This window comes from Paenibacillus sp. FSL E2-0178, assembly GCF_038593005.1.
In the GTDB taxonomy this organism is placed as follows: domain Bacteria; phylum Bacillota; class Bacilli; order Paenibacillales; family Paenibacillaceae; genus Paenibacillus_AQ; species Paenibacillus_AQ phytohabitans.
This window is the reverse complement of record NZ_CP151953.1, coordinates 3,875,360-3,898,192: the sequence shown is the minus strand read 5'-3', so window position 1 is coordinate 3,898,192 and position 22,833 is coordinate 3,875,360. Positions and strand designations below refer to the sequence as shown.

The 22,833-nt window shown below is 44.7% G+C and carries 17 protein-coding genes; 9 read left to right on the top strand and 8 right to left on the bottom strand.

The window, feature by feature from the left end; all coding sequences use genetic code 11:
• Positions 1 to 13: 13 nt before the first annotated feature.
• From MHI42_RS16895 to MHI42_RS16885, 3 genes are all read right to left on the bottom strand, one after another.
• Positions 14 to 811, bottom strand: a complete 798-nt coding sequence (locus MHI42_RS16895; protein ID WP_342424542.1) for a nucleotidyltransferase domain-containing protein — start codon at positions 809 to 811, stop codon at positions 14 to 16.
• Between the two features lie 72 nt (positions 812 to 883).
• Positions 884 to 2,548, bottom strand: a complete 1,665-nt coding sequence (locus tag MHI42_RS16890) for a cellulase family glycosylhydrolase (RefSeq protein WP_342424541.1) — start codon at positions 2,546 to 2,548, stop codon at positions 884 to 886.
• Positions 2,549 to 2,762: 214 nt separating this feature from the next.
• A complete protein-coding gene (locus MHI42_RS16885) occupies positions 2,763 to 4,061 on the bottom strand; it encodes an MFS transporter (RefSeq protein WP_342424540.1) in 1,299 nt (432 codons plus the stop codon).
• 309 nt (positions 4,062 to 4,370) lie between these two features.
• Here MHI42_RS16885 and MHI42_RS16880 point away from each other — a divergent pair, with 309 nt between their 5' ends.
• Together MHI42_RS16880 and MHI42_RS16875 are read left to right on the top strand one after the other, a co-directional pair.
• A complete protein-coding gene (locus MHI42_RS16880) occupies positions 4,371 to 5,360 on the top strand; it encodes a tRNA-dihydrouridine synthase (protein ID WP_342424539.1) in 990 nt (329 codons plus the stop codon).
• Positions 5,361 to 5,401: 41 nt separating this feature from the next.
• Positions 5,402 to 5,971 carry a hypothetical protein gene (locus MHI42_RS16875; RefSeq protein WP_342424538.1) on the top strand — a complete coding sequence of 190 codons (570 nt, stop codon included), beginning with the start codon at positions 5,402 to 5,404 and terminating at the stop codon, positions 5,969 to 5,971.
• A 65-nt stretch (positions 5,972 to 6,036) separates the two neighbouring features.
• On the opposite strand, the gene MHI42_RS16870 is transcribed toward MHI42_RS16875, so the two are convergent.
• On the bottom strand, positions 6,037 to 6,729 hold the full coding sequence (locus MHI42_RS16870; protein ID WP_342424537.1) for a response regulator transcription factor: 693 nt from the start codon (positions 6,727 to 6,729) through the stop codon (positions 6,037 to 6,039).
• Positions 6,726 to 8,888, bottom strand: coding sequence for an ATP-binding protein (locus MHI42_RS16865; protein ID WP_342424536.1), 2,163 nt, complete (start codon positions 8,886 to 8,888; stop codon positions 6,726 to 6,728). The genes MHI42_RS16870 and MHI42_RS16865 overlap by 4 nt, the downstream gene beginning before the upstream one ends.
• Positions 8,889 to 9,105: 217 nt before the next feature.
• Here MHI42_RS16865 and MHI42_RS16860 point away from each other — a divergent pair, with 217 nt between their 5' ends.
• Together MHI42_RS16860 and MHI42_RS16855 are read left to right on the top strand one after the other, a co-directional pair.
• Positions 9,106 to 10,128, top strand: a complete 1,023-nt coding sequence (locus MHI42_RS16860; RefSeq protein ID WP_342424535.1) for a carbohydrate-binding protein — start codon at positions 9,106 to 9,108, stop codon at positions 10,126 to 10,128.
• A gap of 150 nt (positions 10,129 to 10,278) precedes the next feature.
• Positions 10,279 to 10,896 (top strand): type 1 glutamine amidotransferase family protein, encoded by a 618-nt coding sequence (locus MHI42_RS16855; protein ID WP_342424534.1) that lies wholly within the window; start codon positions 10,279 to 10,281, stop codon positions 10,894 to 10,896.
• Between the two features lie 251 nt (positions 10,897 to 11,147).
• Here MHI42_RS16855 and MHI42_RS16850 read toward each other — a convergent pair whose 3' ends face one another.
• Complete coding sequence (locus MHI42_RS16850; RefSeq protein WP_342424533.1) at positions 11,148 to 11,555, bottom strand: hypothetical protein; 408 nt, start codon at positions 11,553 to 11,555, stop codon at positions 11,148 to 11,150.
• A 121-nt stretch (positions 11,556 to 11,676) separates the two neighbouring features.
• Here MHI42_RS16850 and MHI42_RS16845 point away from each other — a divergent pair, with 121 nt between their 5' ends.
• The 4 genes from MHI42_RS16845 (at position 11,677) to MHI42_RS16830 (ending at position 19,984) form a co-directional block, all read left to right on the top strand.
• Positions 11,677 to 11,880, top strand: a complete 204-nt coding sequence (locus MHI42_RS16845) for a hypothetical protein (RefSeq protein WP_342424532.1) — start codon at positions 11,677 to 11,679, stop codon at positions 11,878 to 11,880.
• Positions 11,881 to 12,814: 934 nt separating this feature from the next.
• Positions 12,815 to 15,562 (top strand): type I restriction-modification system subunit M, encoded by a 2,748-nt coding sequence (locus MHI42_RS16840; RefSeq protein WP_342424531.1) that lies wholly within the window; start codon positions 12,815 to 12,817, stop codon positions 15,560 to 15,562.
• 4 nt (positions 15,563 to 15,566) lie between these two features.
• A complete protein-coding gene (locus MHI42_RS16835; RefSeq protein ID WP_342424530.1) occupies positions 15,567 to 16,796 on the top strand; it encodes a restriction endonuclease subunit S in 1,230 nt (409 codons plus the stop codon).
• Between the two features lie 17 nt (positions 16,797 to 16,813).
• Positions 16,814 to 19,984, top strand: a complete 3,171-nt coding sequence (locus MHI42_RS16830; RefSeq protein ID WP_342424529.1) for an HsdR family type I site-specific deoxyribonuclease — start codon at positions 16,814 to 16,816, stop codon at positions 19,982 to 19,984.
• A gap of 404 nt (positions 19,985 to 20,388) precedes the next feature.
• On the opposite strand, the gene MHI42_RS16825 is transcribed toward MHI42_RS16830, so the two are convergent.
• The gene (locus MHI42_RS16825) at positions 20,389 to 21,297 is read right to left on the bottom strand and encodes a GIY-YIG nuclease family protein (RefSeq protein ID WP_342424528.1); all 909 of its coding nucleotides are present in this window, start codon (positions 21,295 to 21,297) and stop codon (positions 20,389 to 20,391) included.
• Between the two features lie 277 nt (positions 21,298 to 21,574).
• Entirely contained in the window at positions 21,575 to 21,823 is a 249-nt protein-coding gene (locus MHI42_RS16820) for a helix-turn-helix transcriptional regulator (protein WP_342424527.1), read from the bottom strand.
• Positions 21,824 to 21,974: 151 nt separating this feature from the next.
• On the opposite strand from MHI42_RS16820, the gene MHI42_RS16815 reads away from it, so the two are divergent.
• Complete coding sequence (locus tag MHI42_RS16815; protein WP_342424526.1) at positions 21,975 to 22,472, top strand: hypothetical protein; 498 nt, start codon at positions 21,975 to 21,977, stop codon at positions 22,470 to 22,472.
• Positions 22,473 to 22,833: the final 361 nt, after the last annotated feature.

Genomic DNA, 22,833 nt, shown 5'->3' with positions numbered 1-22,833 from the left:
TCGCTGTTTGTTGTTAACGGTCCTGCAAGGAAGGGGGCTGCTCTATCCAAGAGCGCTCGTTGCTCAGCACATAAATGCCCAGCGCCTGCTCGAAGGTAAGGCCGTGATTATAGAAAGCCAGCACCTTCGCGGCGAAGCGCATACTCTTATCTGCGCCGGGCGACTGCAGCAGCTCTGCAGCGAGCTTACGAAAGTCCTTCGGCTTAGCTTCTGCAGCCTCAACGGCATCCAGCAGCCCCTTGTGGCTTGGAAAGAGCATGCGGTTATAAGCCAGGATCATTCGCCCGCTGAAGAAGACCAGGTTGCTGGCCGTGTGAGCGAGCAGGTAGGCGTCGTTCTTCCGGGCCGCTTCTTTGGCGAAATAGAAAGCATACAGGAAGATCTGGGCGCAAAAGTCCTGCAGATTGTGTTCCCGGTTCTCTTCAGGATAGAGCGGAATTCGGGCGACCAGTTCACCCAGCTCCGGGATTCTGGAGAATAGTACATCCGATCCGGTAAAAGCATACCTCGTAGGCTCGTTGCCCCGCCCCGCGGCAAGCTCCAGGAACCGGAGGTTGATCACTTTGATATCGGCGTATCCGCCTTCATAGGTACTGACTTCCCGGTCCACGTAGGACAGCCTATTCTTCCGGTCATACTCTTCATAGGCTTCATCGGTGAATACCAGGTGAACATCCACATCCGAGGTCTCCTTGGCGGTTCCCTGGGCTACCGAACCGCTGGTGATTACTGCCAGGCAGGAAGGGTCCTTCTCCTGCTTCTCCACCAGCTTCTCCAGCGTCTGTCTATGGTGCGCATACATCTCTTTCATCCTCCCTTAACGTGCTCCTGCACATTAAGCGTAACCATTAGACAGCTCACCTGCTATGGTCAATTCAGACATTTAGGGTTCAATTCCGTAGATCAGCTGGCCTTGATGATAAATCGTGATGTGGTCATTCGCGGCGTAGCTGATGATGGCGGGCTGGAATGAGTAGTCATTAGCCTGGTTGAGATTCGCCCAATTCGAGTTGTGAATGCGGAACTGAATATCTCCGGTTGTGCCGGAAGCTGCGAGTGAGCCTGCACCTGCCGTAAATCCGATCTCCGCATAGGTATCGGCACCTGCCCGCGGTGTAGCCAAGGGGACGATTTGCGTCAGCAATTTTTCTTTGCCGATGACCGCGTAATCAAATTCCAGGGTCTGTGCAGCATTCCCATCTCTGTTGTACCAATAACGTATCGTAAGCTCATTCAGCGGAATAGAGCTACCGGACTCGTTCTTCAGCTGTAGACTCGCCCGGATTGAGCCCACGGCCGTCCCCGTCTCACCGGCACGGTAGAGCAGTGTGGCATGAGGGTCGCCAGATCCGGGGCCTTCACCGGGTCCGCCAGGATCACCAATAGGGGTGAAGGTGACCGGCTTCATAATAAGGTCCAGCATAGCCTGCTTCGGCGCATTCCAGGAGGTCCAGTCATCCAGCAGCAGACCTCCGGTATCTCCGCTATTGGGATTCAGACTCCAGTACGTCCAGTAGAGATTGTTCTGGCCGATGTAGCTTACGAGCGCATGCTGCCATTTCCCTTCCGCCGATAAGGTATCTACGCTGCGCCCGCCGAATTCTCCGGCAAGAATGGGGGCAATTTGTTCCTTGCTGATGTATCCCCAGGTATCATCCCACAGCTTCGGCAGATTATTGGGGAAGTCGGCAGCACTGAACCAGGTCTGTGAGGCAACGCCGGGACCATAATCATGCGGGGAATAGACCACCCGGTCCGGCACAGTAAGCGTGACCGGGTAATTACGCACGCCTGTCAGATTACCGCCCCACCAATAGCTGCTGGAGTTGCCCTGAACGTTGGTCTCAATGCCTTCGACAATAATGAGCCAGTTCGGATTCGCGGCGAGAATGGCATTGCCTGCCCGTTGACTGGCCAGCCGCCAGTCTGTGGCAGGATTACCTGTTCCCCAGCTTGCCGTACCATGCGGTTCGTTATGCAGGTCGGCTCCAATGACGGTAGGATTATCTGCATAGCGCTGGGCCAGCATCACCCAGTCACTGATCCAGCGGGTTTCGGGATAGGCCGCAGTATACCACAGTGCCGATTGTCCGCCGGAATCCGGCCGGTGCCGGTCAAGGAAAATCCGGATGCCGCGGTTCCCGGCTTTCTCAATCAGTTTATCCATAATCTGCACCGGCGTAAGGCCGGCCAGATCAGGATTTTTGGCATAATCGATACTATTGGCTGCAGAGCCTGCATCGAACATCTGGTTGCAGTAGGGCAGCCGGATCAGGTTATAGCCTTCCGTCTTGATCTGGTCGAGCACATCATCCATGGAACGGGACCACAGCCCATGCGGAGAGTAATTCGCGGTTTCGAAGCCAAACCAGTTCAGTCCGTTGAATACGGCCGGATTCCCGGCGGAATCCACGATTTTGTTGCCTGAGGTGTGATAATAGCCTGCTGCACCTTCAGCCTTCACTTCATAACCCGGATACGCATAAGCACCTGCCAGCAATATCAAAGCTGCAAACCATACACTGAGCTTCCGGAACCCGAACGACATCCATTTTCCTCCTCTTAGTGATTTCAGTGAGGTCAGACTTTATAGCATACGATCCGAATGTTAACGTATTCATCTGAATTAGGATGAATTATGAATAATTGGAAACGTTTATGTTAATTCGCATTTGGGATATATTCGGAAATTGAAAAAGCACAGGGCAGCCTTAGAGCCACCCTGTGCTAATTGCAGTTGGGGTAAGTTGGGGGAGGAGAAGCTATTCCTCCAACCTCCAGATATGTTTGTCCGCCCGGAACGGCAGACAAGATAATGCACCGGTAATTCCGATTACCAGGAATAGCAGAGCTGCTCCGGAGCCTTTGCCTGTTCCGACCAGTGCGACCCACAGGCTGCCTAGCGGCTGCCCTGCCATAAAGGGTTCAAACACCCTGTCTACCAATATACCGCCGCACAGATATCCCAATGGAATGGTGAAAAACTGCAAGGTATTCCTTGCCGAATAGACACGCCCCTGCATCTCAATTGGAATTGTGGAGCGGAACAGCACATCCATATTAGCGTTCATAACAGGAATGAATATCCATCCGAGGATTGCACCCAAACACCATATAGGCGTGCTTCTGCCAAAGGCAAGGAAGAAATTCTCGGTGCTCATGGAAAAAAGCAGGCAATTACAAATGACCCGGACCCGGCTTTTGGGCGGCGGCAGGATAGCAACTGAAATACTCCCAAGCATCAGGGCTATCCCTGTAACGGTGTTGACCATCCCCAGCGCCAGCTCTCCGCCACCCGTCCGTGAGAGCATCATTGCGGGCAGGGCAGCATTGAAGATGGAGGCGGTGAAATTGATCAAGGCCAAAAAAAGGATCAAATCCAGAATGCCACGGTTATCCCTGAGATACCGCAGGCCGCTTGAAGCCGATTGCAATATCGTCTCGCTACCGGTGCTGCTCCGCTTAGGAACCTGCGGGATATGGACACAGCATAGCAATGCCGTGAACGCCGTGGCAAAGGTAATCAGATCAAACAGGATCACAACCCGGATACTGGTGAAGGAAAGTATTGAAGTAGCGAGTATAGGCGTCAATATGGTAACCAGCGAATTAGAAAAGGAACGCATTCCGCTAACCTTCTGGTAATGTTGCTGCGGAGCCAGCAGGCTAATGGCTACATCCGACGCCGGCTGCTGTACAGTGTTCATCACGCCAGTCAAGGTATTAACCAGATACAGATGCCAGATCTGGAGTTTACCCATTGTCATCAGTATAAGGACCGTGACGGTACAAAGTGCCGCAAAGCTGTCACTGATCAGCATCGTAGCCTTCTTGTTCCACCGGTCGCTCAGTGCACCTGCGAAGATACTGAGCAGCACATAAGGTGCGTAAGAACAGATAACCAACAGAGAGCTGGTTAGAGCCGATCCATGCTGCTGATAAGACCAGATCACCAGGGCAAAGGCGGTCATTGCACTGCCCAGTGCCGAGAAGGACTGTGTAATCCATAAAATCAGGAAAGTACGAAGCTCCCTGAGGTTGACTTTGAATTTTGTTATCATGACTCTGCTCCTCTTTCAATGAATTCTTAACAATTCAATGAAAGTGCAAAGCCGAACGGACGAGCTGTAATCCGCTCCGTGCAGTTTCGTCCGGTTCAGACTTTGCACGGAGCGTTGTCACTGCATATTCTCATATTCATTCTCCTTCTTGATCGCTTGAAGTTACATTCATCTGGAAAGTAAATTCTGCTTTATTTTACCATATGCGAGCTGTTCCGTCTTACATGAATTAATTGGGTAAGTATGTTTCCTCCGGGATTATGATATAATTTGCTTTAATATCTTGCTATTTATAGAGAGGTTTTTAATATGATGAATAATTTCTGGCGTGAACTACCACGCCCTTTTTTCATACTGGCACCCATGGAGGATGTGACGGATGTTGTGTTTCGCCATGTCGTAAGTGAAGCGGGCAGACCGGATGTGTTCTTCACGGAGTTTGCGAATTCAGAGAGCTATTGTCACCCGGAGGGGCACCATGCTGTGCGCGGGCGTCTGACTTATACTGAGGATGAACAGCCGATTGTCGCTCATATCTGGGGTGATAAGCCGGAATACTTCCGGCAGATGAGCATCGGCATGGCTGAGGAAGGCTTCAAGGGCATCGATATAAATATGGGTTGTCCTGTAGCGAATGTAGCCGAGAACGGGAAGGGAAGCGGTCTGATCTGCCGTCCCGAACTCGCAGCAGAGATCATCCAGGCGGCCAAAGCCGGAGGACTGCCCGTCAGTGTCAAGACAAGGCTCGGGTTCACTGACCTGGGCGAATGGCGAGGCTGGTTAACCCATATTTTGCAGCAGGACATTGTGAATCTGTCGATTCATCTGCGTACAAGGGAGGAAATGAGCAAGGTGGATGCCCATTGGGAGCTGATTCCGGAGATTAAGAAGCTTCGTGATGAGATCGCACCGCATACCCTGCTGACTATTAACGGGGATATCCCCGACCGTCAGACCGGCCTGAGGCTCGCTGAAGAGTACGGTGTGGACGGGATTATGATCGGGCGCGGGATTTTTCAGAATCCGTTTGCGTTTGAACAGGAGCCGAAGGAGCATAGCAGCGCGGAACTGCTTGATCTGTTGCGGCTACATCTGGATCTCTATGATGAGTATTCAGGACAGAAGCCCCGTTCTTTCAGTCCGCTCCAGCGGTTCTTCAAGATTTATGTCCGCGGCTTCCGCGGGGCCAGTGAATTAAGAAATAACTTAATGAACACGAAGTCGACAAGTGAAGTGCGTGCGCTGCTGGAGGAGTTCGGGAGCAGGGAGCAGGACGGGGCGGACGAGCTTGGGAATTAGACGGCCGGGATTCTAGAATTCCGGGTGGAAGGGGGGATTACATGTCCTGGAGCAAATTGAAGCAGCAACTGGAGGGCTTTCTCAGTCCTGCGTTAGAGGGCAGGGTAGAATACCGCGCGCCGGGTTACCGTTATCTGCCTGATAAATCGGGAATCTGTTACATCTCAGTAGACAGAAGGAACATACTCAATATGGGTGATAAAACAAACACGATCCGATGGTATCAGACAGAGCTGGAGATTAAGAATGATCCGGATATCCGCATTCCTGTCAGTAAGGAAGAGATTGAAGCGGTCAGACAAGCTGCCAAGGGACCCGTGCCGGAGGATCGCCTAATCATAATGGCCAGAAGCAGATTAAGTACAGAGCATGCCAAAGAGCTAATGTCAGCGCAGGCAACACTCGTTAAATCGAATTTCATCGTGGCCGCGAATAAGTTCCTGACTACTCCTATTGAGGAGAGCCTGGAGAGCAGGGACATGGTACTTAATATTCTTGCGCTGGTGGATCGAAGAGTCGGGAAAAAGCGGATTTTGAGTATGACGGAGAAGATGGAGTTGAAGCATCCGGTGGTGCAGTATTTCTATGAGCTGCGGCGGGGGGCGTTGTGAATAGTATGCCAAAGGTTCAAGCAAGAGTTCATGCTTGAACCTTTATTATGGGAACATTGCTATGCTCAACGCTTGCCGGCAACCAGCATATATCCGGCCCCCCGAATCGTAAGGATTCTCTCCGGATTGACAGGATCAGCCTCGATTTTTTTGCGTAAATTACTGATGTGTACGGCGACCGTTCTAGTATCCTCCAGACTCTTCATTCCCCAGATGAGATGAAACAACGTATCGACCGTGACGACTTGATTCACATTTTGGGCCATATAGGAGAGTAGACTGAACTCTTTCTTCGATAAAAAAATCGTTTTACTGCCCAGGTTGACAGACTGTGCGTAGAAATCCAGCGTCAAACCCGGTAACTCCAGCAGTTGTTCCCTTCTGCCCGTCGATACTCTGCGAAGGTGAGCCTTAATCTTGGCCATGAGGACTCCCGGACTGAACGGCTTGGTCACATAATCATCGCCGCCATAAGCTAAAGCGCTGATCTTCACCTCGTCCTCCTCCTGACTGCTCAGAAACACAATCGGCGCATTCGTGAAGCTGCGTGCGTTCCTGCACCAGTCAATGCCGTTCTCATTAGCGAGCAGTACATCCAGTACAATCAGATCCGGATTAAACGATGCAAGCAGCAGCATGGCTTCTGTCCCGCTATGGCTATACGAGGATACGAAGCCTTCCCGTTCACAATACGCCTGGACAATCTCGCAGATATGGGGATCATCATCGACGATCATAATTTTGTACGTGTCCATCATGTTGTCACCTTCCTGCTTCCCGGATACAAAGGCAGCGATACATAGAATACCGACCCCGTCTTGCCGTCGCTCTCCGCCCGGACCGTTCCGCCATGCGCTTGTACGATTTCCCTGCAAATCGCCAGCCCAAGGCCGCTGCCCTCTACTCCCATGTCCATACCCGGCCGGTCAACCCTGTAATTGCGGTCGAAGATTTGCTCGAGCTGCTCAGGGGGAATGCCCGTACCAGAGTCTTGTACGCTAATGATTGCAGTGCGGGTATCCTTCACCTCATCCCAGGTTAGAGCAAGACGCACCATCCCGCCGCTAGAGGTGAACTTCATCGCATTCGACACCAGATTAAATAGCGCCTGCGTTAATCTTTGCGCATCGATCCCGGCAACAGGCAAGGAGGCTCCCAGATCCTCCGTATGTCCGGTATCCAGGTTGAAATCAAGCCCCGCGTCACGCACTACCAGCTCATATTGTTCATAGAAACCGCGCAGGAAATGAATCACATGAACCGGCTCCATACGGTATTCTACCTGCCCCGTCTCCAGATGGGACAAGAAGGACAACTCCCCGATCATGCGGTTAATCCTTACCGTGTTATCCCGGATATACTCCAGGTACTGTTCATTGCGTTCCGGCTTAACCATGTCGATCACAGCCTCGACATAACCAAGCATGCTGGACAGCGGCATTCGCAGATCATGTGTAATGTAGGCAAGCAGCTTTTTCCTGCCTTGCTCGGATTGAAGTAACCGCTCATACGACATGCGGAGGTCTTCGTGGGCTGCGGATAAGGCATGTGTACGCTCCATTACGAGCTGCTCCAGATTGGAATTCATTTCAGTCAGCTTGTTATTGGCTTCGTACAGCTCACGTGCAATTCTCTCTTCGTTCGTTACCGCCCGCGTATATCTGGAAGACAGCAGAATCATCTGTGCGATCGTGAATATGAGCAGCCCAAACGGAGAGGTATTACCGATGAGTGACCATTCATTGAAATACAGGAAATCGTTGATCACCGTTACCAGAGCAACCATCGACACGAGCAGGAAGATCAGCGCACCCTCCATACGCCGCACAGCCGCTTCAGCCAGACCCACCATCAGATACACCATGTGAAGAACAACGATTACACCGATCAGCAGTAACATTCTTGAATATATAATTGCAGGGGTCAGTACAACGACCAGACAGAGTGCGCTCGTTACGATCCGGCTGCCCAGACGAAACCACCGCGACACATAATTCGGGAAAATGCATTCAAAATACATGGTGATGATATAACCACTGACACATAGAATCAGATACTCGAGCTTGAACTGCAATTCCCACGGAAAACGGGGAAACCATTGTGTGAACATGAGCTCGCCGACCAGCAAGGACCGGATACCGAACAACACAGTGAACAGTCCAAAATAAAGTGGTGCCCTGTCCTTGCGCCGCAGCATGTAGAGTAGCAGATGATACACGCCGATGACCAGCAGGCTTGCGGTTATGAACATCTCTGCGGCAACCTTCCGAGTGGTCTTGGCCGCTAATACGTTACTGCCACCCAGCTCTATAGACGTGGTGATGCCGCCCCGCTTATGATGGAAGTTTGCAACCTGCATAACCAGCTCTACGGTATCGCTCCCGGGCTGGAAGAATACCAGCTTCGTTGCCAGACGCGGTGTCACGCTACTCTTGTCCTGACCAACCTCGCCAACTTCCGCCAGCAGCTCTCCATTCACCCATAATTTATATGCATGAAAAATGGTAGGCAGCCGCAGCGCAAGCCGCTCATTCCTGTCCTGCCCGCTAAGCCGGGTGACCAGCCGAAAGGTTGCAAAGCCCTGCCCTTCCAGCTCTTGACCATCAAGCTTGTAGCCCAGCCAAGAGCTGGGGATGCTGATATACCGGTCAGCCATTTCCCCGCTTGCCATCCGGCTCCGTATATCCTCTGGCGAGAGCAGCTCCTGCCAGTAGAACTCCCATTCTCCCTGTAACTTTAGCGGAGTCTTAAGGATAGAAGCCTGCGTTAGATCCAGAACGCCTTCTTCGCTTCGAAGCTTGGGGGCGCCTGGCGTTACAGGCACGATGGCATAGCTTATGGCCAGACCGATAACAACGGCAACCGCTATATGAAAGAAGATATTACGAGAAACGAACCTTAGAATACCCCTCATCATGAAGCCGACCCCAATCTACAAAATTCGCTATAAATGAGTTGATTGTTTCATGATAGCATCATTACAGGAAGCTGTGTTGATGAAAACGCGGAATTTGTCATAACAGCAAGGGGGTGGGGAGTAAAATTGATGGAATTATTTTCACAAACGACAATACAATATACCTGTGGTTCGCCTAATGGGCGAAACCGGTAAATTAAATAAAGGAGGTTTAAGATTGATTAAAAAAGTTCCAGCCAGAGCCTTATCCCTTTTGGTAGTTGCAGCCATATTCCTGTCCCTGTTCTTCACAGCCTTACCGCAGGCAAACGCGGCCGCCAGAGGAGCATGGGCTCCTAATACGGCTTATGCAGTAAATGATACAGTAACCTATAGCGGAAGCACGTATAGCTGTCTTCAGGCCCATACTTCCCTCACAGGCTGGGAGCCGCCTAATGTTCCTGCACTTTGGAAGAGCGGAACAACAACAACACCGACCCCCACACCGGCACCCACAACACCCCCAGCAACAAACGGAGTCACATTCTATGCAGATATCAACTATGGCGGGAAGGCAGTAACCCTGGGAGTAGGCAATTATGTATTGTCCCAGTTGAATGCTGCAGGCATTCCGAATGACTGGATGTCCTCGCTCAAGGTTCCCGGCGGCTGGACGGTTGAAGTCTATGAGAATGATAGCTTTGGAGGAGCCAAATGGACCTATTCGGCAGATTCCTCCTGGGTTGGCGACAGTGTCAATGACAAGATGACCTCGGTTAAGATCTATACCGGATCACAGCCTCCTTCTGTAACCAAACCTTCTGAGGTTCCAAGCCAAATCTGGACCTATGTCGTAAATGCAGACAATGCCTATGGCAAGGGTGGAGATTTCGCACTGCTGCTGAGTGCGGTGATTAAGAAGGAGAGCAGCTTCGGAGCAGGCCTGCCGGGCAGCCCATCTGCCGGCGACGGGTTGATGCAGGTCGAACCTAACACCCGGGGTGCCTATGCCTCACAATTCAGCGCCAAATTCGGCCGCGCGTATAATCACAGCAGCGAACAGGATCAGGTATACCTGGGCGCATTGATCCTGAATGAGAAGATTGTCAGATTCGGAGATATCTATAACGGATTGCTGCATTATAACGGAGGCGACAACTGGTATCCGGGCGCTACCGACTCCTATGGCCGCCCTATCCTGGCAGATCAATATGCCAATGCCGTTTACGCTACATATAAGGGGTATGGGGGGAAGAACTAAGGGGTTATCTTCTATAAAAGAAGGAGAAAGACGCTCGGGAGGAGTCTCGAAGCGTCTTTATTATATGTTCAGCTAAAATAGCTTCACTGACAGCAGCTGTCAGTGAAGCTATTTTATAATACAGGAAAGGACTTGAAGGAGGACGTACAAATGAATAATAAGGTATATCTATATGTGCTCGACACCATGGCAGACTGGGAGATAGGGTACTTAACTGCCGAACTGAACTCGGGAAGGTATTACAAGAAGGGGCAAGCCCCCACTGAAATAGTAACCGTAGCCAATGAGAAGACGCTTATCACTACAATGGGCGGACTGGCAATAATGCCTGACATCACGGTGGATGAGTGCAGCATTGCAAGCACAGATGCCTTGATTCTACCCGGTGGAGAGACATGGATCGAAGCCATCCACAAGCCTATTCTCCAACTTGCTGAGAGATGCATACAGGAAGATATATTAGTGGCAGCGATTTGTGGGGCTACAATTGCGCTTGCCCAGGCCGGACTGCTGAACTCACGCCCGCATACAAGCAATGATCTGGAGTACCTCAAAATGATCTGTCCCGCGTACACCGGCGAAGAGCTCTACCAGATGCAGTCTGCTGTAACGGATGGGAAGCTGATCACTGCCTCTGGAATAGCGCCGCTAGAATTCGCGGTACATGTCTTGAAAGCCCTGGATGTATTGGATTCAGACAGATTAAAGGCCTGGTATAGTCTCTACAAGACCCAGGAAGCTAAGTATTTCTATGAGTTGATGGGATAAGAGTAGTTAATGAAGCGCCCTCTCTTTACGGAGAGGGTTTTTCTGTTTGTCCGGCCAGGGATGGCAGGACATCTTCTGGACATCTATAAGTAGTTGTGGGGGGATTTGCCGTGCTCCACTATAGGGTGAATTTAAGTTGCAGTTTTCATGTTACTGCGTAGAGTTTTGAAATCTTCTAATATATTGGAGATTCTTAGAATCATATCTCTATTCATATCTTGTTCTGTAGGGTTATTTGGTAAGTACAAGCCCTACTGCTGAAACTTGCCCTCTAATAGAACAAATCCGGATACATGAGCTCCAAAACCATTTATTCTTGCGGATTCAAGAGTTAATCTGTCGTCATGAAATACATTCACCAGTAGATTCTCAGTCCCCATGAAAAATACCGGATACGTTATGTTACTGAAAAAATCTTTATATTCCTGCTTGGCTGCTTCAGCCAGATAATCCTTTGCAATGATTAAGCCATCATAATTTATATTAGTGTCTTCAATAATATCTTTGAGGCAAGGAACATCACCAACAACTGCAATTTCTAACTGGATTGATGGAGGGTTATAAAGCTCCTCCGACTGAGGCTCATTTACAATTGTGCTGTCACAGCTTACAAACAACACGGATAATAATGAAAGAAGTAATAACATTTTGTTTTTCATTAGAGGGTATCCTTTTTGTTTTATGATAATGGTTACTTTATATTTAAAAATATAGAAAAATAATCCTTTTTGCAAGTGGATAATTAACTCGTTTGAGCCTCGAATGATAGGGGGAAGGCAAATGAATGAAATAACCTCTCATCATTGTAATCTGAATATTTGGGCTCATCTGCCTGATGAAGTATGGAATACAGTTGCTAATATTTATGAGCGTATGCCTGGTTGGAGAGGGTACATAGATGGGATTCCACACTGGTTTGGGCAAGAAGATGAGGATGTTTATATTCAGGCATCCGTTGAGCCAAGCGGATTACTGTCGCCTTAGATATCCCCAAGGGAACTATGATTGTGGCAATTTCGGAAGGAACATAAGGCTCCTCGTTCTTCGAGTTAGGGTATAGACTATACCAGCTTCCTACTTATGAAAAAAAAGGGGGGGGCCGCCCGTTCAGGCCGCCAGAGGAGGTGAACTCTGCGTTGGACGAAGAGTATTATTATGTAAAAAAGGACACTTAGAGCCTGTATTGGACACAACGATTAGAGCAAACTAGCCTTTTCGTGCCTCTTTACGTCAGCAACAATGGACCTGGATCGGGAAACGCATATATTTGCGCGATACGTACTATATCTTAGAATGGAGTGTATCTCTCTCCGGATTTATTCTATCAGATCGTTGACCGCTGGAATATTACGGTTCTTGGTGCAATGGGGATTATCGCAGTTGTTTGTTAAGGGCAATTTTAGGAGGTGTCCGAATTCGAAGATAGAAAGAGATTATGAGTCACTTGTTTGAGAAACCAATGATAATAATACCTTGATGAAGAATTTATATAAAAGATACTACCATTTTATGAATAAGAAATATGTAACGAGTGTCGATTAACTGATTTAACATATTTTGAAAATACAATTCTACATTTGATTGTTTATTCTTAATTTTCTATTTTTGTGCTATGATATTTTTTGAAGCTTTTTGGGAATGTTTGTTCGGTTGAGAAGTGTAGCTATCAGCTACAGCAAGCTCAAGTGATTTCACTTCCTATTAGAATTAATAGAAGTTATAAATAGTATCAGGATTATTTTTGGGGCTGTTTTTAAATTAATTAGAAGAGATAAAGCTATTTAATTCTTAAAAAAATATTGTGATATCGGTGATGTGATTTGATATGGTAAGCGAAAACTAAACGCAATAGTGGGAAAGATATAAGTATACATTTTCTTATATATAATAAACATATAAAGAGGAGATACAATAATTTATGAATAAGCAACAACTCGCCACGAAAATATGGGAATCTGCTAATAAAATGCGCTCAAAAATTGAGGCCAACGAATATAAAGATTACATCCTTGGCTTCATATTTTATAAATATCTTTCGGACAGGGAATTAAAGTTTCTGAAAGAAGAAGGCTTTCCCCAGGAAGACATCGAGACGCTTGTTGAAGATGATGCCGAAACCGTAAAGTATGTTCGTGAACGAATCGGATATTTTATTGCTTACAAAGATTTGTTCTCAACTTGGCTCAAAATGGGCAAAGACTTTGATGTGTCTAATGTCACAGATGCCTTGTCAGCATTCAATCGTCTAATTAATCCCTTTTATAAGATGGTATTTGAGGGTATATTCAATACCTTGCAGGCCGGTTTGAGCAAACTCGGTGAAAGTTCTGCATCTCGAACCAAAGCGATCAGCGATCTGATTCATATGATTAAAGATATACCAATGAATGGAAAGCAGGACTATGATGTCCTTGGCTTCATTTATGAATATCTGATTAGCATGTTTGCAGCCAATGCTGGAAAAAAGGCTGGCGAGTTTTACACCCCGCAAGAAGTATCCCTTCTTATGTCCGAAATTGTTGCAAACCATTTGAAGGACAGAACAGAAATCAATATTTATGACCCAACGAGCGGTTCGGGCTCTCTTTTGATCAACATCGGTCGTTCTGTTGCGAAATATATTGATGATGAAGAAAACATCAAATACTTTGCACAGGAGTTAAAGCAGAATACATATAACCTGACTCGTATGAATTTAGTAATGCGAGGTATCCTTCCGGATAATATTATAACCCGTAATGGTGACACTTTGGAAGATGATTGGCCATACTTTGATGAAGCCAACCAGATTGAAACGTATAACCCACTTTATGTGGATGCGGTCGTTTCGAATCCTCCATATTCTCAGCATTGGGATCCGATCAATAAGGAAACAGACCCTCGCTACGCGCGGTTTGGCCTCGCTCCGAAATCAAAAGCCGATTATGCTTTCTTGCTCCACGACTTGTTTCATCTTAAGCCGGATGGCATCATGACGATCGTTCTCCCGCATGGAGTCCTATTTCGCGGCGGTGAAGAGGGCGGGATTCGCAGAAATTTAATCGAAGGCAATCACATTGATGTTATCATCGGACTCCCCGCCAATATATTCTTTGGCACGGGTATTCCGACAGTCATCATTGTGTTGAAGCAAAAGCGTGAGAATACCGATGTTCTGTTTGTTGATGCATCCAAAAGCTTTATGAAAGCTGGCAAGAACAACAAACTCAGAGCTTCTGATATCAAGAAAATAGTTGATACCGTAACGGCCAGAGCGGATCTTGACAAATTCGCAAGAAAAGTCAGCCGTGAGGAAATTCGACGAAATGAATATAACTTGAATATTCCGAGGTACGTTGATTCCTTCGAAGATGCAGAGAAATGGGATCTCTATGCTTCTATGTTCGGCGGCATTCCCCTGAGTGAAGTAGCTAAACTCGATATGTACTGGAGTGCTTTCCCGGGATTAAAGGAGGCATTGTTTACATATGGTGTGGGTCCTTATGTTAAATTGACAGTTGGAGACATTGAACAGATCGTCAATGATAATCTTACTGTAAAAACTTTTATTTCCAATTTCATGGATGCTTTCGAAGACTTCGAAGATTTCATGAAAAACGAGCTTATAACCAATATGGCGAGGTTGAATGTTTCAAAAGAAGAGACTGTACTGAGTACTGAAATTTTTTTCCGGCTTGCCTCCATTCCGCTTATTAACAAATATGAAGCTTATCAATATCTTGCAGATGAGTGGGCAAAAGCATCTGTTGATCTTGAAGTTATTCAGATAGAGGGCTTCAACGCTGTTAAGAAGGTTGATCCCAACATGGTCATCAAGAAGAAAGACGGCAAAGAGGAAGAAGTACAGGACGGTTGGATCGGTCATGTTATTCCATTTGAACTTGTGCAGCGGACACTTCTTTCGGATGAATATGAAGCGATTATGCAAAAAGAGGGCCGCCTTACCGAAATCTCCTCTGAATATGAAGAAATACTCGACTCATTATCTGAAGAAGAAAAGGATTTAAGTGTGACAACAGACTCCAGTGATGCGTTCGTCGCGAAAGAAGTCAGCGAAAGGCTTAAAGTAATCTATGATGATCTCGATAACCAGGAAATTAATGCTCTTAAAGACTATTCCTCACTTTCCAGGAAAGCTGACAAGCTTGCCTTTATCAGCACACAGGACAATGTCGTATGGTCTAATATGGAAGTGAGCCATGATGGCACCTATACTAAAAAAGCAGTAAATACTTATTTAGCAGAGCTTCGATCTGTTTTTGAATTCCCGGAAGAATCTTTTGAAGCAAAAATTATAAAGGTAAGTAAGCTGATGGCCGAAGAAAAGGAAGTAAAAATACTGTTTAAAACTGATGCTGCAGCCTTGCATATGAAAACAAAGCAAACCATTGAATCGCTGTCCGACGATCAAGCGCTTGAATTGCTTGAACAAAAATGGATTGTTCCACTTACGGAGAATATTAAACGGCTTCCCTGCGCAGAAATTAATGTTTTGATAAACAAGGTCAAAGCTCTTTCTGAGAAATATGCCGTCACATACTCTGCGGTTGAAACAGAGATACGGGAAACGGAAACAAATCTCTCGGTACTCATTGATGGACTCGTCGGCAACGAGTATGATATGAAAGGTCTCAGCGAACTCCAGAAGCTATTAAAGGGTGAATGATATTATGGCAGGAAAAGATAAAAAACCAGATGTTCGTTTCAGTGGATTAACCGATGCTTGGGAACAGAGGAGAGTGGAAGATTTGCTTTCTGAAGTCAAACGTCCGATTCGTATGAAAGATGAAGAAGAGTACCAACTCGTTACAGTTAAGCGGCGAAACGAAGGTATTGTATCTCGTGGATTTTTTAAGGGGAAGGATATTCTTGTAAAAAGTTATTTTAAACTACGTTCAGGTGATTACTTAATTTCAAAACGACAAGTTGTGCATGGTGCAAATGGAATTGTCCCTAAAAATCTGGATGGAGCCATTGTTTCTAATGAATATTTAATTGCTTTTGGAAACAAGAGCATAACAAGCGAATTCTTATCCTTAATTTCAAAGTTACCTCAAATGTACAAGTTGTTTTTCCTAAGCTCCTATGGGGTTGACATTGAAAAGTTGGTATTTGATGTTGAGGACTGGAAAAAAAGAGGGATAACAATTCCTTCAGTTAATGAACAAAATAAAATAATGCTTTTTTTCAATAATTTAGATAACCTTATTTCTCTTCATCAGCGTAAGTATGACAAGCTGATGATCGTCAAAAAATCCATGCTCGAAAAAATGTTCCCTAAGCATGGAGCGAATGTTCCGGAAATTCGCTTTTCTGGATTTATCAATGCTTGGGAACGGTATCAGTTGGGGGAATTAGGAAGAACTCAAGGGGGAATTGGCTTTCCAGATGATGAACAAGGTGGGACTGAAGGTATTCCTTTCTTTAAAATTTCAGATATGAACAGTGTAGGGAATGAACATGAGATGGTTATCTCGAACAATTATGTTAATAAAGATCAATTAAAACGTAAGAAATGGAAACCTATTGAAAATGTACCAGCTATCATTTTTGCCAAAGTAGGGGCTGCGATAATGCTTAATAGAAAGCGGCTTGTGCGGACTCCATTCTTAATTGACAATAATATAATGGCTTATATATATGACGAAAGCTGGGATACAAACTTCGGTAAAGCGTTATTTGAAACTGTTAATTTGCCACTTTACGCACAAGTTGGTGCATTGCCATCATATAACGGCTCAGACATTGAACGCATAGAAGTGAAAGTACCGAGCAAAGATGAACAAGAGTTAATAGGAGAGTTTTTTAGAAATATCGAAAACCTCATCACCCTTCATCGGCGTAAGCTAGAAAAATTGAAAAATATAAAAAAAGCTATGCTCGAAAAAATGTTTGTGTAGGAGGGTGTGAACGCACAATGGTCTTTTATAAAGAATCTGATTTTGAAGAATGCTTAATTGAGGTGCTGTCGCATAAAGGCTGGGAATGTAATGTTTTAAAGAACCCCTCTGAAGAAGATTTGATAAAAAATTGGGCGGATATTCTTTTTGAAAACAACAGAGGGATTGACCGTTTGAATAATTATCCTCTGACAAGCGGCGAGATGCAACAGATTATGGGACAGATCACAACACTACGTACGCCTTTGAAATTAAATGGATTTATAAATGGGAGAACTGTAGCCATTGTTCGTGATAATCCGGATGACACTCTGCACTTCGGAAAAGAAGTCAGCCTTAAAATTTACGATCGCCGTGAAATCGCTGCTGGACAAAGTCGCTATCAGATCGCACAACAGCCTAAATATAAGAGCAAGTCCAAAATATTAAATGATCGCCGCGGCGACTTGATGCTTTTGATCAACGGTATGCCAGTTATTCATATCGAGTTGAAGCGTAGCGGCGTTTCGGTCAGTCAGGCTTATAATCAAATCGAAAAATATTCCTATGAAGGGGTTTTCACTGGAATATTTGCGTTGATTCAAATATTTGTTGCTATGGAACCGGCAGAAACCGTTTATTTCGCTAATCCCGGAATGGACGGAAAGTTTAACAAGGATTTCTACTTTCGCTGGGCAGATTTTAATAACGAGCCTATTAAAGATTGGAATAAGATTGCTTCTTCACTGCTTTCCATTCCGATGGCACACCGGCTTATCGGCTTTTACACTGTTGCTGATGACACCGATGGCATATTGAAAGTCATGCGTAGTTATCAATATTATGCGGCAAATGCTATTTCTGATCGTGTTTCCAAAACGAACTGGGATGGTCGAGATAGGCTTGGCGGATATGTTTGGCATACCACAGGTTCCGGAAAGACGATGACAAGCTTTAAGTCGGCGCAACTGATTGCAAACTCCAAAGATGCCGATAAGGTCATCTTCCTAATGGACAGAATCGAACTCGGAACTCAATCCTTGAAAGAGTATCGCGGTTTTGCAGATGAAAATGAGTCCGTTCAGGCAACGGAAGATACCATTGTATTAATTTCAAAACTAAAAAGCGACAATCCTTCCAACACGCTTATCGTCACATCTATTCAGAAAATGAGCAATATTAAAGACGAAGAAGGCGGATTAAACGCTCATGATATTGAGATAATAAGTTCCAAGAGAATCGTTATTATTGTCGATGAGGCGCATCGTACTACCTTCGGAGATATGCTTCAAGGTATAAAGGATACTTTCCCATCTGCCGTTTTCTTTGGATTTTCAGGAACGCCGATTCAGGATGAAAACCAGAAAAAAATGAGCACTACCTCGACTATCTTTGGTAACGAGTTGCATAGGTACAGCATTGCCGACGGTATTCGTGATAAGAATGTTCTAGGATTCGATCCTTATAAAGTGTTGACCTACAGAGATAGGGATATTCGGCAGGCTGTTGCTTTGGAGAGGGCGAGAGCGTCTACCGTTGAAGAAGCTCTAGCTGATACTGTTAAGAGCGAAGTCTTTTATAAATACATGAATTCCTCTCAAATAAGAATGGCGGGCTATATTGGTGATGATGGAGAGTACGTGAAGGGTATTGAGGACTATTTACCTAAATCCCAATATCAAAGGGAAGAACATTGGAGTACCGTTATTCGTGACATTGCAGATAACTGGGTGACGTTAAGTCATAATAGCAAGTTTCATGCAATCTTTGCTACAAGCAGCATTCCGGAGGCGATCCGTTATTATCGAATAATTAAACAAGCCATACCAACATTAAAAGCTACCTGCTTGTTTGACCCAAGCATCGACAATAACGGCGGAGTAGCTTTTAAAGAGGATGGTCTTGTTGAAATAATCGAGGATTATAATGCTAGATATAAACAAGAGTTTAGTCTGAAGAGGTACGACAAATTGAAAAAGGACATTGCCACGCGGTTTGCTCACAAAAAACCATATCAATTTATTGAAAGAAAATCTGAAATGCAGCTCGATCTTCTGATTGTCGTCAACCAGATGCTTACAGGCTTCGATTCTAGGTGGATTAACACGCTGTATATGGATAAGAAGCTTCAGTATGAAAATATTATTCAGGCATTCTCTCGTACAAATCGGTTATTTGGCCCGGATAAGCCTTTTGGTACTATACGATACTACAGGTATCCGCATACGATGGAACAAAGTATCGAAGAAGCTGTGAAACTCTATTCTGGCGATAAGCCTATTGGATTATTTGTAGAAAAGCTTGAGTATAATTTAAATAAATTGAATGCAATTTTTGATGATATCAGCGAGCTGTTCGCCCGTTCCGGGATTCCGAACTTTGAAAAGATGCCGGATGATCGTTCGGAGCGCGGGAAATTTGCATCTCTCTTCAAATCATTCAATGACTATCTGGAAGCTGCAAAAATTCAAGGCTTTAAATGGAATCAATCGACATACCCGTTCAGTCATGGCAATGGTAAGCCAAAGACTCAAGTCGAAATGAGACTGGATGAAAATACTTATTTGGTTCTTGCTATGCGGTATAAAGAGCTGTTCTGCGGCAGCAGCGGAGGTGGCAGCGACGATGTTCCTTTCGAGATAGTTGGTTATCTAACGGAGATTGATACCGGGAGAATTGACTCAGATTATATGAACTCACGTTTTGAAAAATTTCAGAAAATCCTTACTCAAAATAATGTAGTTGAATCGCAAATGCGGAAGACGCTTGATGATTTGCATAAGTCATTCGCCACATTGACGCAGGAAGAGCAAAAGTATGCAAATATCTTTCTTCACGATGTAGAAAGCGGTAATGCCAAGATGGAAAGGGGGAAAACTTTCAGGGAATACGTCACAGAATACCAATTCAGAGCAAAGAATGACCAGATCCGGCGTATATCGCAACTTTTAGGGGTGAATGAAAGAAAGCTCCGCAACTTGATGGCTGCTAATGTAACTGAGGCAAGCATCAATGAATTTGGCCGCTTCGATGATCTGAAAGCTTCTATAGACAAAGTTAAGGCAAAAGAATACTTTGAAAAACTGGATGATTCAATAATACCATTATTTAGAATTAATATAAGAGTGCACAAATTGCTTAAGGATTTCGTACTTAAAGGTGGAATCGATATTGAAGAGCTGAAAGAACAAAATGGGAGAGGCTCATGACTGTAAGAGGAAATAGACAAATCTTTTTATGGTTCATAACTGGTAAAAACTTTGCTCCAGAATTAATAAAAAACAATTCACTGGTTGGTGCTAAACTGTCACTTTGATCACGAGAAATAAAACATAATCCTTCTAAAAAAGGTAGAACTCTTTAATAATCAATGTGTTATTTTGCTGGCGTAAATGAGAACCCAATAGCTTATGTTTTATGGTGTAATCTGGGAGGAGAGTAGTGATAACTAGTGTAGAGTGGAAAAAGTAAAATGCAGAACAAAGAGGGTTTCAATATTCGCAGTTGATTGGCGATAGATAATATTGAAACCCTAGTTTTTATTGTTTAGCGTAATGGATATTCTGAGTGGCGAGGGGGGCTGTTTTTTAGGAATTATCATTGCAGATTATAATTAAATTTGTAAATCCCCGTTATTCTCTATCTCTTTTAGTGTTTTCCCATCTGCAGTTTTCCACTCAGTTAGACCATTAGCATGGCCGCCGATTACAAACGCTGCAGCATACGATGGACTACGAAAAAGGGTGTCTTCCTGTAAAATTCCGTTTTGATCAATCGTAGCTTTTTTACGAATATCTTTAACTCCTGGTGGAACACTTTCAGAATTAATTATTTCAATGCGGCTCCCCTTTAGTACGACAAAACCCTCATTTGTCTGCTTACAACTTGCCTCGATTATTAATCCGCTTTTTCTACTTTTACGTTTTAAATATAACAACAAGCCATCGTTAGACATGGCAGTAGGCTCGGAAAAAGATAGTTTGGTTGCTGTTAGTTTCTCAAATACCTTATATCCTAAGGTACCCATAACTATCCTAGAATAATCAATGAACTCTTCAAGTTCACTTTCCTTTTCCTCAGTAATGTTACCCGGGGTAGGGTCATTCGCATTCTTAACAGTGTAGCGCTTTGCTTCAGAGGCCAATGCACAAAAGCGATTTTCAAGATAGCTTATTTCCGTTGGTCCGAAAGAATTGTTGGAGGTGGTGAATACAACAGCTTCTGTCCAGTAGTCTTTATTTGGGTTACGTTTATGTTCCAGAAGACGGTAAAGAATCCCCTCTCCGTTTTTTCTTACGCCAGCCTGTCCAATATAAACTATATTTTCACCACTTTCATCAGAAGTGCCGAATAGGAAGTATACGCCGCTTTGAGTAAGATCATTACGTCCCTTACATTTCTCTAGTTCTGTTCGTGGAATTTTATAGGCGACTCCTGTCCAATTAGAAAGGGTAGACTTGATTCGACCGTTTGGAGTTCCGTCCATTAAAAATAAGTTTATACTCTTACTTCTAGTAGTCATTCCTAACCCCCATATTTCTTTTAGTGAACCGCTCTACTGAGCGGGTGAAGTTTTTTGTTAGATAAAAATACTTGTAACAATAATACTTTCAAATGTTTTTGTGTTTAATTATAAAACAAGAGAGTATCAAGCAGAATATTCTTGCCTACATTCATAACAAAATAATATTATATCGAAGGATAAAAAGCTGGGTTGGATGTTACTCCAGTAATTTATTCTTCTGAGATATAAATATAGAGCTACATATTAATCAGATTTATATCTAATATCCTAGCTCCTATCCAATTCCTCCCAACAATTCTCCAACAGAAACCTCTAATGCTTTCGCAATAGCCACCACCTCATAATCTTGCACAAGCCTATATTGACCTTCCAAGCGCGATAAACTAGTCGGGCTAATATCTAAGCCGAAGGTTTGCAACCTGGCGAGAAAATCCTTTTGCTTCATTCGCTTAGCTTTTCGAATAGCTACAACTCGGGTACCGATAATGTTTTTGTCACCTGGGGGCTCTTTGCGATGTCTCATTTCCGTGTCACCTCACAATTTAACCAAATTGTATGCGAGGTAACTGTTGTTTTAATGCGAATATCGAATTAAAATAAAATAAACCGATAAACGCATTAAAATATCTGCACATCGTCTACAGACATAGCTTTTCCAGGAAGGAGGGTTTGTAATGCAACATCTGATGCAGAAATATGAGGAGGAAAAGCGCAAGCTGAATGAACTTGGCCAGAGATCACTGGAGCAAGGAATTCCACTAAGCGGCAATGAAGCAGTTCAAGCCCAGAGTCGTAGAGTGGATGAACTTATTAATCAGATGTATCTAGAAAAGAACGGATATTCAGAGGCTTTTCGTTTAAACTTCTGTCTTGGAGGAGATGTGGTGAGCTTTCCAGTATGGTTTGTACAAACGATTCAAGGTCGATTAAATGAGGTAACAGCACAGATTGAATATCAATCTGAATCTAGGCATGTTTTTGAAGAAGAGAGCAAGGCCTTTCAGGCGTTGTTTGACTCCATGGATATTATACACATGCCAGAGTTTGAGTATTGGGAGGATAAGCTGCAATTGAAGCAAGCTGCTCTTAATGAACGTCTATATCTACAAGGACTAAAAGATGGTATGCAGCTCGCAAATGCCTTTACTGCTCCTTCTATTCTCTCCGATTAAGACAGAATCAAAAACGTATACGCAAATTTTATTTTTGGACTGTCCAGGCGACAGTCCTTTTTCTTGTGTCTGGAAGGGATACTTTCCCATATTGTCGAATAACCATACATATTGTAAATCAAGACTAGAAAAATATTGTAAATCAAGACTAGAAAAGGCTTTGCCATATTTAATGAATAACTGAATCAGTCGAACGTCACAGACTGAACCATTCGCTAACTTCATTTTGAAAAGCTTCCAACTAATAATAATCGTTAACCACCTTGGAGGACTCACATGCCATTACCGGAAACAATCACACAGATATTCAAACGTAAGCAAAAATCATACAAGATGGTTTTGATCCTATCCTTGATTGAAG